The 16,808-nt window shown below is 44.5% G+C and carries 1 protein-coding gene; it reads left to right on the forward strand.

Going from position 1 to position 16,808, the window contains the following annotated elements:
* Window positions 1–254: 254 nt before the first annotated feature.
* A complete protein-coding gene (locus WG906_RS13705) occupies window positions 255–16,808 on the forward strand; it encodes an Ig-like domain-containing protein (protein WP_339993276.1) in 16,554 nt (5,517 codons plus the stop codon).

The following is a 16,808-nucleotide window of genomic DNA, read 5'->3' on the forward strand; positions in this document are numbered from 1 at the left end:
TCAAAAATACTGCTTTATCAATCTAATACTACGCGAGTTGGATTGACTCAGAATGAATTTAATTAAACTCTAAATATACAGCGTCACAGATAAGGTAAGTATAAGCCGGTTAAAAAATATTAAGTAAAACCCGCTTTCCTGACAAAATTCACATATTAGTCTACACACCGGTATTTTCCCAGATCTAATAATATTTGCTTTTAAAATAACTTTTAACCATAAGCATCCGTATAAAGATCGCAGTTACGCGCTCTATGGGAATTTTTTACTTTAATTTATTAACCTTTCTTTCCATTTTGAAGCCCACCCGTCAGCGGGCCCAAAGCGCCCTATTTTTTGGTGGGAAAATAACTATTGTTCTATTCGTTTTATTAACCGGTTTGCAGCTTAAAGGAAAAGCTCAATGCAATAATGCAGTGACTTCCGGTGATTTTTCATCACTTGCCGTCGGTCAGTATAACTCTATCGGGAGTTTTAGCCCCGCTACTCAAACTGATTTTATAAAAATAGTGAGCGCAAACGGAAGTACCGGGGCCCATATTAAACGAACTCTAAATTATTCTCTTAAACAAACTCTTTCCAATTTAACATCTGATTCAACTTACACTCTTTCGTTTAACTATAGTCTGTTAGCCGGTTGCAATGCAAATGCGCAAACAAACTTCAGGGTTCAGGCATTTAATGGTACTACCAGCTTAGGATTAGTTGATTTTAACGCTACTAATGGCGGTGGAACTTTAACCGGTGCAATAAGTTTTCGTACGCCGGTCGGGGTAACTTCTGTTACTATTGTATTTACCGATCCATCTTCAAACGGCCCCTCTTGCGGAGCGGTAATAGACAATGTTTTTATCCTTTCCTCTTTCACAACCCAAATAACATCCCAAACAAATGTTAGTTGTTTTAACCAGTCAAACGGAAGTTTCACCGTTAGCGGAACCGGCGGTGCAGGTTCCTATACAGGATCATATACAGTTAACGGAAATACAGTTCCATTTACGGTAACAAATGGCTCGGCTACAGTTAATAATCTGGCTGCTGGCTCCTATACGGTTACCCTTACCGATGCGAACTTGTGCTCCCAAACAAAAACCATTACGATTACCCAACCATCCGTACTTGCTGTATCTGCTTCAAAGACAGATATAAGCTGTTTCGGCTTAACCAATGGTTCTGTTGCATTGGGAATTACTGGCGGGACCGCCCCTTACACCTACTCCTGGAGCAACGGCGCAAGCACGCAAAATATTTCAAACCTTTCTACTGGTTCATACAGTGTAACTGTTACAGATTCAAAGGGATGCTCGGCTAACGCCTCCGTAAATATTGCTCAGCCTACAGCTATTTCTCTCTCAGAAATCACGACCAATCCAACCTGTTTCGACAACAGTGACGGAACAATTAATTTAACCGTTTCCGGAGGTACAAGTCCGTATACATATAGCTGGTCTAACGGCTCCGTGTCAAAGAATCAAACAGGATTAGTAGCTGGAAATTACACAGTGGTTGTAACGGATTCAAAAGGTTGTACCAGCACTAAAACAATAAGTCTTGTTCCTCCCGCGGCTATTGTCTTATCCAATACAATCACTTCTGTCAGCTGTTTCGGAGGTAATACGGGCGCAATTGATTTGTCAGTTTCTGGTGGAACGGCACCCTATTCTTATACTTGGTCTAATGGCTCCACCGTTCAGGACCTGTCAAACCTAACTGCAGGAACCTATACAGTTACTGTAACTGATAATAAAAACTGCTCTTCTACCTCGAGCATTGTAGTAAATCAGCCTTTACCAATTACTATAACTCCCACTTCTGTAAATTTGAGCTGTGCCGGTAATAGTGATGGTTCCATTGCCCTAGCTCCTTCGGGAGGAACAGCTCCTTATACTTACCTTTGGAACACAGGATCTACAGCAAGCAGTATTTCAGGCCTAACTGCTGGTACTTACAATGTAACCGTAACAGACAGCAAAGGATGTACAGCTGTTAAAATCATCGGTATCACCCAACCTGCTGCTATCTCTTTGTCTGCGTCTCAAACGAATCTTAACTGTTTTGGGAGCAGTACAGGAGCCATTAATTTAACTGTTAGTGGTGGTTCGGCACCCTTTACGTATGCATGGACAAACATCTCTTCAGGCTATACGTCAACGAATGAAGATCTCTCAGCTTTACCCGCAGGAACATATTCAGTAACCGTAACAGATTCTAAAGGATGTACAACAAGTACAAGCGTAACTCTGACTCAAACTCCTGAAATAATCTTAACAAGTGCCACAACCGATGTGACATGTTTTGGCTCAAGCACAGGAGCTATAAATTTGTCGGTAAGCGGCGGAGCAGCACCTTATACCTATTCGTGGACGAACGCGTCAACATCTCAGGATCTTACTAATTTGCCGGCCGGAGCTTATACGGTTACGGTAACCGATTCAAAAGGCTGTACAAAAAATCTAACAGTTAATGTATCACAACCGGCTTCAGCAATCAGTGTTACGGGTAATGTAACAAATGTTAGCTGTTTTAGCGGTAATACAGGCAGTATTGATATCTCAGTTACAGGAGGAACCAGCCCTTATACTTACAATTGGTCGAATGGAAACTTCAGTCAAGACATCAACAATCTTACCGCCGGAACCTATACAGTGACTGTTACGGACGCTAAAGGATGTGTTCAGACACTAACACTAAGCGTTTCTCAACCCACCCAAATTCAATCGACGTTTACATCTGTTAACCCAACATGCGTTGGCGGAACAAACGGTTCGATAACATTAACCCCAACAACAGGTGGTGTGGGCCCATATACTTACAGTTGGACTAAAAATGGTTCTGCGATTTCATCATCTGATCTGAACGCATTGACTGCGGGTACCTATCAGGTAACAGTTACTGATCAGAGCGGATGTTCTATTATAAAAAATATTGTTTTAAATGATCCTCAGCCGATAGTTATAGATGTAAGACAAATTGATATCATTTGCGCCGGGGCTGATCCGACAACGAGTATAAGTATTGATATCAGCGGAGGAACAACACCTTATATAAAGTCATATTCACCCATAGACGCAACTTCATCACTGCTTACAGTTACTGATTTTTATGGTTGTGTGAAAACGAAAGTAGTTCCTTATTCTGTGGAACCTCCTATTATCATTGAATCGACACATATAAATGTTAACTGCTATGGAGATAATACAGGCAGTATAAACATAACTGTTTCCGGAGGTAACGGACCTTATACATACCTATGGAGCGATAATGCATCTTTAAACGTATCCACTCGTAATAACCTGATTGCAGGAACTTACACCATCAAAATTCTTGATAATACAGGATGCGAATTAAACTCCCTGGTTGTAGATATTACTCAGCCTGCAACGCCTTTATCGATTACCCAGTCTGCATTACAAAATGTAACATGTAATCAGGGATCAGATGGTTCGATATCAGTGAATGTTAGCGGAGGCACCGTTAATTATTCCTATTCATGGTCCAATGGTGCGACTACAAAAGACATCAGTAATCTTTCGGCTGGCTTATATACTTTAACCGTAACTGATGCGCATTTATGCCAAAAAACCTTAGGATTTGAAATAACAGCTCCCGCACCCCTGGTTATTACTCCAACTGCTGTAAATATTACTTGCAACAACGCTAATGACGGGCAGATAAGCTTAGTTACTACCGGCGGAACAGGCACTTACACATATGCATGGGCAGATCTCCCTTCCGGATCGAATAATTTAAGCAATCGCACAGGGCTGGCGGCCGGAACTTATAATGTCACAGTAACAGATGCGGCCGGTTGTACAGCTTTTAAATCCGTAACTTTAACTCAGCCTGCCGCCCTAACTCTTACGTCGACACAAGTTGATATAAATTGTTTTGGTGCACAAACAGGATCAGTAAGCATTGAAATTAGCGGAGGTACTGCGCCGTATACTTATCTGGGAAATACGATTTCAGCGAACCTGGATATCAGCAGTCTGCCTGCCGGTCCTTTTTCTGCGATCATCACAGACAGTAAAGGTTGCCAGGCAAGTTTAACTATCACCATCAATCAGCCGGCGGCGGCAATGAACTTCGCCGCTGCAACTACAAACGTTAGCTGTTCTGGGGAAACCGATGGCTCGATTAGCATTAGTGGAAACGGCGGAACCGCACCATATACTTATTTGTGGTCGAATAGTTCAACAACATCGAATTTAAACACGCTTCCTGCCGGAACGTATTCGGTAACAATCACTGATGCAAATGGATGTACTTTCCCCATTACGGGCATAGTTATCAGTGAACCTGCTCAGGCCGTTACCATATTGGGCACTTTAACACCAGTGGATTGTTTTGGCGGAAATACCGGAGCAGTTAACCTTTCAGTTAGTGGCGGAACAGCACCTTATCGATATGTCTGGTCAAATGGCCAGGTAACGGAAGACGTATCCAATCTTACAGCAGGGAATTATGAGGTTACTGTAATTGATTCTAAAAATTGCCAAAGCACTCAATCATTTACCATTAACCAACCCGCTTCCCCAATCAGCGCGAGCATAGTAACAGAGGATGTTAAATGTTTTGGTGCTCAAACGGGTAAAATCACCGTAACCCCTTCGGGCGGAACAGGGCCGTATACCGTAAAATGGTCAACTGGCGAAGAGACAAATATCAGAACTTCACTTGGAGCTGCAATTTATTCTGGACAAATAATTGATTCAAAAGGATGTACTTATAATTTCAACTCCAGAATCTTTGCGCCTCCCAATCTTTCTTTAAGTATTAGCCAGACCAACAATCTTTGTCCCGGCCAAAACATCGGATCAGCAGACGTAATGGTAACTGGGGGAACAGCTCCTTACACTTATTTATGGTCTAATGGCCAGACAAGTTCAGAAATAACTAATCTACTTGCAGGAACTTATACAGTTGTTGTAACTGATGCAAACAATTGTGTTTCATCCCAGGGCTCGGTTACAATTACTGATCCAACTCCAATCAGCGTTACCCTAACCCAAAAAACCGACATTAATTGCTTTGGTGACAACTCAGGTACTATAACCATTTCCGCGACAGGCGGATCCGGATCGTATTTTTACGAGTGGTCTAACGGCGCAACTTCTCAAAACTTAAGTGGTCTTTCAGCCGGCACATATTCGGTAAAGGTTATCGATATGAATGCTTGTACAACTATAAGTACAGATATAACAATTACCCAGCCTTCTGCACCGCTGTTAGCAACTGCAACGCAACAGAATGTTACCTGCTATAATGGAACGAATGGGTCGATCACCTTAACAGTAAGCGGAGGAACATCGCCGTATTCCTATCTATGGAACGATGGAGCAACCTCTGCCAACAGATCTAATTTAGCATCCGGATTATATACAGCAACTGTTACCGATGCCAGGGGCTGTACTTATCCAATTAGCGTTCAGATCAACCAGCCTTCGCAATTAAGTGTCTCTTATAATAAAACAGATGCCTCATGTTTTGGATCCAGTACAGGCATTATTCAATTAATCGTAAGCGGCGGGACACCTGCTTATTCCTATATATGGAAAAAAAATGGCGTTACAATAAGTTCACCCGACCTAAATGCCCTGTCAGCGGGAACATACGAGGTAACAGTAACCGATGCAAATACGTGTACCCCTGTAACCCAAACCATTACAATCGGTGAACCGTCGGCAGCTCTGACGATTTCAGCTGTAAAAACAAAAGATGTAGGCTGTAACGGAGGAAACGATGGAACAATAACTGTTACCGCCAACGGAGGAACACCCGGTTATACCTACTCATGGACAAAAGATGGAAATGCTATCGCCTCTCCGGATTTGAATATGCTGACTGCAGGTGTGTATGTGGTTACGGTAACAGACAATAACGGATGTACAGAAGTATCTAATTCCATCACTGTTTCTGAACCTGCAGTTTTAATAGCATCTGCTTCTGCCGCAGACATTGCATGTACCGGAGGTACTACAACAGTAACAGCATCTGCCACTGGCGGAACAGCAGCTTATACCTACAGCATTGACGGCGGATCATACCAGGCTTCGGCAAATTTTAGCGGAATAACCGCAGGCGAACATACCGTTAAAGTAAGCGATTTGAATGGCTGTACTGCAACTTACCGACTGGTTATACAGGAACCGGAAGCACTTCAGTTTACCATCACAACCAATCCGATCCTTTGTAGTGGATCAAGTTCTTCAAACAGTATTGTTGTTAATGTGAGCGGAGGTACCGCTCCTTATACGGTGACTAATGTTCTACTATCAGGAACCACTTACCGGGTTACGGTAACAGATCAGAGCGGATGTACTTCCAGCCAGGACATTGTCATCATTGAACCCAATCCAATGTTGGTAGAAGTATCTAAGGAAAACATCAGCTGTTTTGGTCTTACTGACGGAAAAATCAATATAGAGGTAAGCGGTGGAACCGGACCGTACACTTATAGCTTAGATGCCGTGAACTTCTCAAACTCATCAGGAGTGTTTGGAAATTTAGCGGTGGGGAATTATACTGTCACGGTTAAAGATGCCAACGGTTGCACTGTCGAAATTCCTGTAACATTAAGCAGTCCTGTATCTACGTTAAGTGCAGCTTTAACCCAGGGAACTGCCATTACCTGCAATGGGGGTACAACTACCGCTACCGTAACTGCTTCGGGAGGAACAATGGAATCAGGTTACTCTTATTTATGGAATACCCTACCCGCCCAGACGGCGGCAACCGCCACAGGTTTAAAAGCCGGAACCTATAGCGTCACTGTTGCAGATGCAAATGGATGTACGCAAACAGAATCAATTACTATCACCCAACCTGATCTGATAAGCTTAACCAGTGCTGCTGTTAGCATTCCAATAAAATGTTTTGGAGAAAAAGCTACGGTAACGCTTGCTGCCGCGGGAGGAATTGCCCCATTATCCTATACATTTAATGGAGAAACCAATACAAGCGGAATATTTAATAATGTTGCGGCCGGAACCGGCCTGTCTTACAGCATAACAGATGCAAACGGATGTACTCCGGTAACAGGAACCATTGATGTAACAGAACCGGCTTTACTTCTGGCTTTGGTGACAGATGTGACAGACGCTACTTGTTTTGGAACTCAAACCGGAGCAGTAACTATTGAAGGAAGAAATGGTACAGCACCATATACATTCAGCAAAGACGGAATAAATTTCCAAAACAACGGAACATTCTTAAACCTTCCTGCAGGAACATACAATATTCATGTAAAAGACGCTAATAACTGCACCATAAATCAGGAAATAATAATAGAGCAGCCAGCCGCTTTAACCCTTGCTGTTTCTTCTAAAACTGATGCTTTATGTAATGCTGCTTCAACAGGAAGCGTGACCGCCGGCACGGTTACAAATGCTGTTGGCACAATAAATTACAGCTGGACGAATGCTTCGGGTACTGTGGTAGGAACTACAGCTACGGTAAATAACCTTCCTGCCGGAACTTATACATTATCAGTTAATGATAACTGCTCTACCCAGAACAATTCAGTAACAATCGATGAACCCGCAGCTTTGGCGCTTGCCCCCTCTTCTAAAACTGATGCTTTATGTAATGCCACTTCGACCGGAAGTGTAACCGCAGGGGCAGTAACGAATGCATTGGGCACCGTAAACTACAGCTGGAAAAATGCTGCTAACACTATTGTAGGTACCACGGCTTCGGTAAGTAACCTCCCTGCAGGCACTTATACGCTAACCGCCAATGACAATTGCTCTGCTTTAACCAATACCGTCACCATTGCTGAGCCGGCCGCACTAGCTCTTGCTGCCTCTTCAAAAACTGATGCTTTATGCAATGCTGCTTCGACAGGAAGCGTGACCGCAGGGGCAGTGACAAACGCTGTCGGTACAATCATTTACAGCTGGAAAAATGCTGCTAATACTGTCGTAGGAACCACTGCTACTGTAAGTAACCTTCCAGCAGGAACTTATACTTTAACTGTAACGGATGACTGCTCTACACTGACCAACTCGGTTACTATTGGCGAACCGGCTGCTTTATCGCTGGCTGCTTCAGGCAAAACAGATGCTTCATGCAATGGCACTTCAACCGGAAGTGTGACTGCAGGAAATGTGACTAACGCTGTTGGTACAATCAGCTACAGCTGGAAGAATGCTGCCAATACTGTTGTGGGAACTACTGCGACTCTAATTAACCTTCCCGCCGGGACCTATACCTTAACGGTAACGGATAACTGTTCTACCCTATCCAATTCAGTTACAATCGATGAACCTGCTGCATTAGCGCTGGCCTCTTCTTTTAAGACGGACGCAAGCTGTAACGCAACTTCAACAGGAAGTGTAACCGCGGGTGCGGTAACCAACGCTGTCGGGGTAATCAGTTACCGCTGGAAGAATGCTTCAGGTACCGTGGTGGGATCTACAGCTTCGGTTAATGGTCTTCCTGCCGGAACTTACACTTTAACCGTAACAGACAATTGCTCCAGCTTAAATAATACAGTTACTATAGGTGAGCCGGCTGCTTTAGCTCTTGCCACTTCTTCTAAAACAGACGCTTTATGTAATTCTGCTTCGACAGGAAGCGTAACTGCAGGGGCAGTAACAAACTCGGTTGGCACAATTCACTACAGATGGACAAATGCTTCAGGTACTGTGGTAGGAACAAGTCCCGCAGTCGGCAACCTTCCTGCCGGAACTTATACGCTAACAATCAACGATGACTGTTCTACCCTAAGCAATTCAGTAACAATCGGAGAACCTGCAGCTTTGGCTCTTGCCCCTTCAGGCAAAACGGATGCCTCATGTAATGCTACTTCAACCGGTATTGTAAGCGCTGGAGCAGTAAGCAATGCTGTTGGTGCAATCAGTTACAGCTGGACAAATTCTTCGGGTACCGTAGTGGGCTCTACTGCTACGGTAACCAATCTGCCGGCCGGCACTTATACACTTACTGTTAACGATAATTGCAGTACTTTAATTAATACTGTTAGCATCGCTGAGCCTCCTGCCTTAAATCTTGGAGCGTCAAGCAAAACTGATGCTTTATGTAATGCTGCTTCAACCGGAAGTGTTACTGCCGGAGCGGTGACAAATGCTGTTGGTACACTCATTTATAGCTGGAAAAATGCTTCGGGAACTGTGGTAGGAACTAGCTCTACAGTGAACAACCTTCCTGCAGGAACATATACTTTAACCGTAACTGACAATTGTTCGAGTTTATCCAATACAGTAACCATTGCTGAACCTGCTGCTTTAGTTCTTTCTTCCTCAATTAAAACGGACGCTTTATGCCACGGTGCCAGTAATGGAACAATTACCGCCGGAACTGTGACCAACGCTGTTGGACCAGTTAGCTTCAGCTGGAAAAATGCTGCCAACGCTATTGTAGGTACCACGGCTTCGATAAGCAACCTCCCTGCGGGCACTTATACTTTAACTGTAACAGACAACTGCTCTACCCTAACGAATACAGTTACCATTGCTGAACCTGCTGCCTTAGACCTGGCAGTTTACTCTAAAACTGATGTAACCTGTCGCGGTGGAAATGATGGAACCATAACAGCAGGAACAGTAAGCAATGCCATAGGTACAGTTATTTACAGCTGGAAAAATGCTTCGGGAACTGTTGTAGGAACTACAGCTACTGTCAGCGGCCTTCCTGCAGGTGTGTATACCCTGACTGTGAACGATAACTGTTCCACCTTAACCAATACCGTTACTATTGGAGAACCCGCTGCACTGGCTCTGGCGACTTCTTCTAAAACAGATGCTTTATGTAATGCCGCTGCAACCGGTTCTGTTACCGCCGGTGCGGTGAGCAATGCTGTTGGCACTGTTAACTACAACTGGCAAAACGAATCAGGTGCTATAGTGGGAACCACCTCTACCGTTAATAACCTGCCTGCCGGAATCTATACCCTAACGGTTACAGACAACTGCTCAAGCTTGAGCAATACCGTAACCATAGGCCAGCCTGCTGCTTTAGCGATGGTCGCTCCTTCTAAAACTGATGCATTATGTAATGGCGCTTCAAGCGGAACCGTAACCGCCGGAACCGTAAGCAATGCCGTGGGTACTGTAAATTACAGATGGACCAATGCCGCCGGTACTGTGGTGGGAACGACGGCTACAGTAAGCAACCTGCCTGCCGGAACCTATACTTTAACAGTAAACGACAACTGCTCTGCCTTAATCAATACCGTTACCATCGCCCAGCCTGCTGCGCTGGTGCTTGCTGCTTCAAGCAAAACTGATGCAAGCTGTAATGCGGCTTCTACCGGAAGCGTTACAGCAGGAACCGTAACAAATGCTGTGGGCACAATAAACTACAGCTGGAAAAACGCCGCTAATACCGAAGTAGGAACTACTGCAACCCTATCTAACCTTCCTGCCGGAACTTATACCTTAACGGTAACAGACAACTGCTTCAGCCGAACCAATACCGTAACCATCGGCGAGCCTGCTGCTTTAGTCCTGGCTGCCTCTTCTAAAACAGACGCTAACTGCAACGCCTCTTCAACCGGAAGCGTAACCGCCGGAGCTGTAACCAATGCTGTGGGTGCAATCAGCTACAGCTGGAAAAATGCTGCTAATACCGTGGTAGGAACCACTGCTTCGGTTTCTAATCTTCCTGCCGGAACTTATACGCTGACCGTAAGTGACAACTGCTCTGCATTAACAAATACCGTTACTATTACCGAGCCTACAGAACTGGCAGTTACTTTAACAAAGACCCATGACGTAACCTGTAACGGCGGATCCGACGGAGCTGTATCTATGATAACCAGCGGCGGAACCCCTGGCTATAATTATGCCTGGACAAAAAACGGAAATCCAATTTCAGCACCTCAGCAAAACGCACTTTCTGCAGGCATTTATATCGTAACTGTAACAGATGCCAATAGCTGTACACAAATATCATCTTCCGTCACTATTTCAGAGCCCGCTGCGTTGGCTCTATCAGCATCAGCAGCTGATATTCTATGTCATGGAGGCACGACTACTATAAATGCATCCGCAACCGGAGGAACCCCCGGCTATACGTATAGCCTTAACGGTCTGGTTAACCCTACGCCTGGTTCTTCCATTTTCGCAGGCGCAGCTGCTGGTGAACACATACTTACTGTTACTGACCAGAATGGCTGTTCAGCAACTTATCGTTTAGTAATACAGGATCCGGAAGCTTTACAGCTTTCTATAACTACAGCAACGATTCTGTGCAATGGCTCAGCAACGTCAAGCAGCATAATAATAGACATTACAGGCGGGAAAGCACCTTATACAGCCGATCGCACACTCATTTCCGGAACTGACTACCGCGTTACCGTAACTGATCAGAATGGATGTTCTCTAAGTCAAAATGTTGTGATTGCCGAACCGAATCCAATAGTATCGGCTGTATCTAAAAAGAATATCAGCTGCGCTGAGCTTACAGACGGCGAAATTAATGTAACGGTTTCCGGCGGAACGGCACCGTATACCTTCAGCAAAGATGGTACTACTTTCCAGGCCGGAGGTACCTTTTCAGGTCTTGCAGCTAATAATTATACCATTACGGTTAAAGATAACAATGGATGTACTGTTACTATTCCTGTAATTATAACCGGTCCGGCCTCTCCTCTCAACGCTGCCATATCTCAAGGTGCGGCTATTACATGTTACGGAGGCACTACTACCGCCACTATCACGGCATCAGGCGGAACTCCAGGATCCGGTTATTCATATTTATGGAATACCGTACCTGCGCAAACTACTGCTACGGCCACAGCTTTAAAAGCTGGAACTTACAGCGTTACCGTTACGGATGCAAATTCTTGCAGCACATTGCAATCAGTCACAATCACTGAACCTGATGAAATAATTTTAACCAGCGCAACTGCTACTTCTCCGATAAAATGTTATGGAGAAACAGCAACCCTCACATTTACAGCCACTGGTGGAATCGCGCCAATATCTTATACCTTTAATGGAGAAACAAATACAAGCGGAATATTTAACAACGTTGCAGCTGGAACGGCCCTTCCTTATAGTATTACCGATGCAAACGGATGTATCCCGCTAACCGGAACTATTAATGTAAGTCAACCTGCTCTGCTTCTTGCGACGGTAACAAATAAAACAGATGTTAATTGTTTTGGAACTCAAACGGGTTCGATAACAGTTGAGGGAAATGCTGGGACGGCTCCATATTCTTATAGCATAAATAATGGTCCATTCCAGGCTGACGGTACCTTCAGCACTCTTGCTGCAGGCACTTATAATTTCATAGTCATAGATGCTAATAACTGTACTGCTTCTATAAATTCAGTAATAATTGGAGAACCTTCTGCTTTAACACTTGGTGCTTCTTCTAAAACTGATGCTTTATGTAATGCCGTTTCAACAGGAAGTGTAACTGCGGGTATTGTAACAAACGCCGTGGGTACAGTTATTTACAGCTGGAAAAATGCTTCGGGAACTGTTGTAGGAACAACAGCTACTGTCAGCGACCTTCCTGCAGGTGTGTATACCCTGACTGTGAACGATAACTGTTCCACCTTAACCAATACCGTTACTATTGGAGAACCCGCTGCACTGGCTCTGGCGACTTCTTCTAAAACAGATGCTTTATGTAATGCCGCTGCAACCGGTTCTGTTACCGCCGGTGCGGTGAGCAATGCTGTTGGCACTGTTAACTACAACTGGCAAAACGAATCAGGTGCTATAGTGGGAACCACCTCTACCGTTAATAACCTGCCTGCCGGAATCTATACCCTAACGGTTACAGACAACTGCTCAAGCTTGAGCAATACCGTAACCATAGGCCAGCCTGCTGCTTTAGCGATGGTCGCTCCTTCTAAAACTGATGCATTATGTAATGGCGCTTCAAGCGGAACCGTAACCGCCGGAACCATAAGCAATGCCGTGGGTACTGTAAATTACAGATGGACCAATGCCGCCGGTACTGTGGTGGGAACGACGGCTACAGTAAGCAACCTGCCTGCCGGAACCTATACTTTAACAGTAAACGACAACTGCTCTGCCTTAATCAATACCGTTACCATCGCCCAGCCTGCTGCGCTGGTGCTTGCTGCTTCAAGCAAAACTGATGCAAGCTGTAATGCGGCTTCTACCGGAAGCGTTACAGCAGGAACCGTAACAAATGCTGTGGGCACAATAAACTACAGCTGGAAAAACGCCGCTAATACCGAAGTAGGAACTACTGCAACCCTATCTAACCTTCCTGCCGGAACTTATACCTTAACGGTAACAGACAACTGCTTCAGCCGAACCAATACCGTAACCATCGGCGAGCCTGCTGCTTTAGTCCTGGCTGCCTCTTCTAAAACAGACGCTAACTGCAACGCCTCTTCAACCGGAAGCGTAACCGCCGGAGCTGTAACCAATGCTGTGGGTGCAATCAGCTACAGCTGGAAAAATGCTGCTAATACCGTGGTAGGAACCACTGCTTCGGTTTCTAATCTTCCTGCCGGAACTTATACGCTGACCGTAAGCGACAACTGCTTCAGCCGGACCAATAACGTTACTATTGCTGAGCCTGCTGTTTTAACACTGGCTGCCTCTTCTAAAACAGATGCATCCTGCAATGGCAGTTCAACAGGAAGTATATCTGCCGGTGCAGTAACAAACGCTTTGGGTACGATCACCTACAGCTGGAAGAATGCTTCAGGTACCGTGGTAGGAACGACTGCTTCGGTAAACAATCTTCCTGCGGATACTTATACCTTAACAGTGACAGACAACTGCTCTACCTTAAGTAATACCGTTACAATCGCAGAACCAGCTGCTTTAATGCTTACAGCTTCAAGCAAGACTGATGCTTTATGTAATTCTGCTTCAACAGGAAGTGTAAGTGCGGGAACAGTGACAAACGCAGTCGGCACAATCAACTACAGCTGGAAGAATGCTTCAGGTACTGTCGTAGGAACTACTGCTTCGGTAAATAATCTCCCTGCGGGAACTTATACTTTAACAATAACAGACAACTGCTTCACATTAACGAATACCGTTCTAATCGGCGAACCCGCTGCTTTAACCCTTGCTCCTTCTTCTAAAACGGATGCTTTATGTAACGGAACTTCAACCGGAACTGTGTCTGCAGGTGCAGTAAGCAATGCTGTGGGAACTGTTACCTACAGCTGGAAGAATGAAGCAAACTTGGTGGTAGGAACAACTCCTAATGTAAACAACCTTCCTGCCGGCACTTATACACTTACTGTTAAAGATAATTGCAATACTTTAATCAATACCGTGACAATTTCAGAACCTGCTGCTTTAGCTCTTACGGCTTCAAGCAAGACGGATGCCTTATGTCATTCTGCTTCAACAGGAACGGTAACCGCAGGAACGGTAACAAACGCGGTTGGCCCAGTCAGCTACAGCTGGAAAAATGCTTCAGGTACTCTCGTAGGAACTACTGCTTCGGTAAACAACCTCTCCGCAGGAACTTACACTTTAACTGTAACAGATAATTGCTCGGGCATATCGAATACCGTAACGATCGCTGAACCTGCTGCTTTAGCACTCGCCGCGTCAAGCAAAACGGATGCTTTATGTAATGCTTCATCAACAGGAACTGTAACTGCCGGAACAGTAAGCAACGCTGTGGGAACAATCAACTACAGTTGGAAGAATGCTTCAGGAACCGTGGTAGGAAATACTCCAGCCCTTAGTAACCTTCCTGCCGGAACTTATAATTTAACCGTAACAGACGACTGTTCGACCCTAAGTAATTCAGTCACCATCGGAGAACCTACAGCTTTAGCGCTTGCTCCTTCTTCTAAAACAGATGCTTCATGTTATGGCTCTTCGACAGGAAGTGTGACAGCCGGAACGGTAACTAATGCATTGGGGTCGGTAAGTTACAGCTGGAAAAATGCTTCGGGTACCATAGTGGGCACAACTGCTTCAGTCAACGATCTTCCTGCCGGTATATATACGTTAACAACAACGGACAATTGCTCTGCCTTAACCAATTCAATAACTGTTGGCGAACCTGCTGCTTTAGCAGCCTCGCTAATCAGCCAGAGTCCTGTTCTTTGTTTTTCTGACGCCACAGGCACAGTCAGCATTGCCGCAGCAAATGGAACTGCTCCATATACTTACAGTAAAGATGGTAGTACATTCCAGTCAAGCGGAACATTCACCGGGCTAATGAAAGGAGGTTACACGATTATAGTTAAAGACGCCAAAGGCTGCACAACAACTCAGCAAGTAAATATCGATGGCCCAACAGCTGGCCTATCTGCTACAATTGCTAAAACCGATGTTCAATGTTTTGGCTCTGCTACAGGAACTGCTTTAATATCCGTTTCTGGCGGAACTGCTCCTTATTCCTATTCATGGAACACTTCTCCTGTTCAAGCAGGATTAAACGTAACAAACTTATCTGCAGGAACGTACACAGTGACTATTACGGATGCAAATGGCTGTAAAATGAACGAATCTATAACCATCCTTCAAAACAGTAAATTATCAGGAGCTCTTCAGGCAAGCAAAACTATTTGCAAAAACAGCGCTGACGGCTCAATTACAGCTTCAATTAGCGGAGGAGTGGCGCCCTATACCTACAAGTGGAACAACACTGCTTCACTGAATCAGGGAGCATTAATGAATGCAGCGGCCGGTAATTACCAGGTTCTGGTAACGGATTCCAAAGGCTGCACCTTAACTTTATCGGGCACAATTCTTCCCGGTAACTGTACTCCGGTAGCTATTAACGATAATTTCAACGGTAATAAAGACGTCCTTTTAACCAACTCGGTAGCTGCAAATGATACAGATCCTGACGGAGATGTGTTAACGTTTAGCCTGGTTACTCAACCTCAAAACGGTCAGATAAACTTTAATACAAATGGTGGTTTTACCTTCACTCCAAATGCAGGATGGGTTGGCTCTACTACTTTCGATTACCGGGCCTGCGATGCTCAGAACTTATGCGCAACAGCAACAGCCAGTATTACAATCAGCGCAATTAATTATCCGCCGGTTGCTGTTAATGACACGTATACAACTCTTAAGAACACATCATTAAATGCTAGTGTTTCACAAAACGACAGTGATCCTAATGGTGATAATCTAAACTTCTCTATAGTTTCCTTACCTCCTGCCGGCACACTGAATTTTCAGGCAGACGGAACCTTTACGTACATCCCGGCACAGGGATTTATCGGGCAGGTAACCTTTGCTTATAAAGTTTGCGATCCGATGGGATTGTGTGCAAATGCCACTGCAACTATTAACGTAGCGCCGGTAAATGAACCTCCTGTCGCTAATAATGATAATTTCACATTGAAGGAAAATCAGATCTTAACAGATGTGCTGAGTAAAAATGATACAGATCCAAACTCTGATCCGCTTAAGTATACCACGATCAGCCAGCCTCTTCATGGTTTGATCAGTATAAACCAGGACGGAAGTTTTACTTACACTCCCGATAAAGATTATACAGGAAATGATGAGTTCACCTATAAAGCTTGTGATCCGTCCGGTGCTTGTGATGATGCCAGAGTGAGTCTGGTGATACAGGCAGTTGAAAAAGATTTAGTTATTCCCAATATATTCACTCCAAATGGTGACGGAGTAAACGAAACATTCGAAATACGCGGACTTAACATCTATCCGGAAAATGAAATTTCTATAATCAACCGCTGGGGTAATACTATTTACGAAAAGAAAAATTACGAAAACACGTGGGAAGGAAATGGACTGGACGAAGGCACCTACTTCTACATACTAAAAGTTCGAAATGCAGGAGGAACCTGGAAGGTTTATAAGGGTTACGTTACCCTTCTAAGGTCAACAGCAAAATAA

The organism is Pedobacter superstes (genome assembly GCF_037622515.1).
GTDB lineage: Bacteria > Bacteroidota > Bacteroidia > Sphingobacteriales > Sphingobacteriaceae > Paradesertivirga > Paradesertivirga superstes.

Excerpts from the sequence above, each read along its gene's own strand:
- WG906_RS13705 (WP_339993276.1), top strand. The coding sequence starts at position 255 with ATGGGAATTTTTTACTTTAATTTATTAACCTTTCTTTCCATTTTGAAG.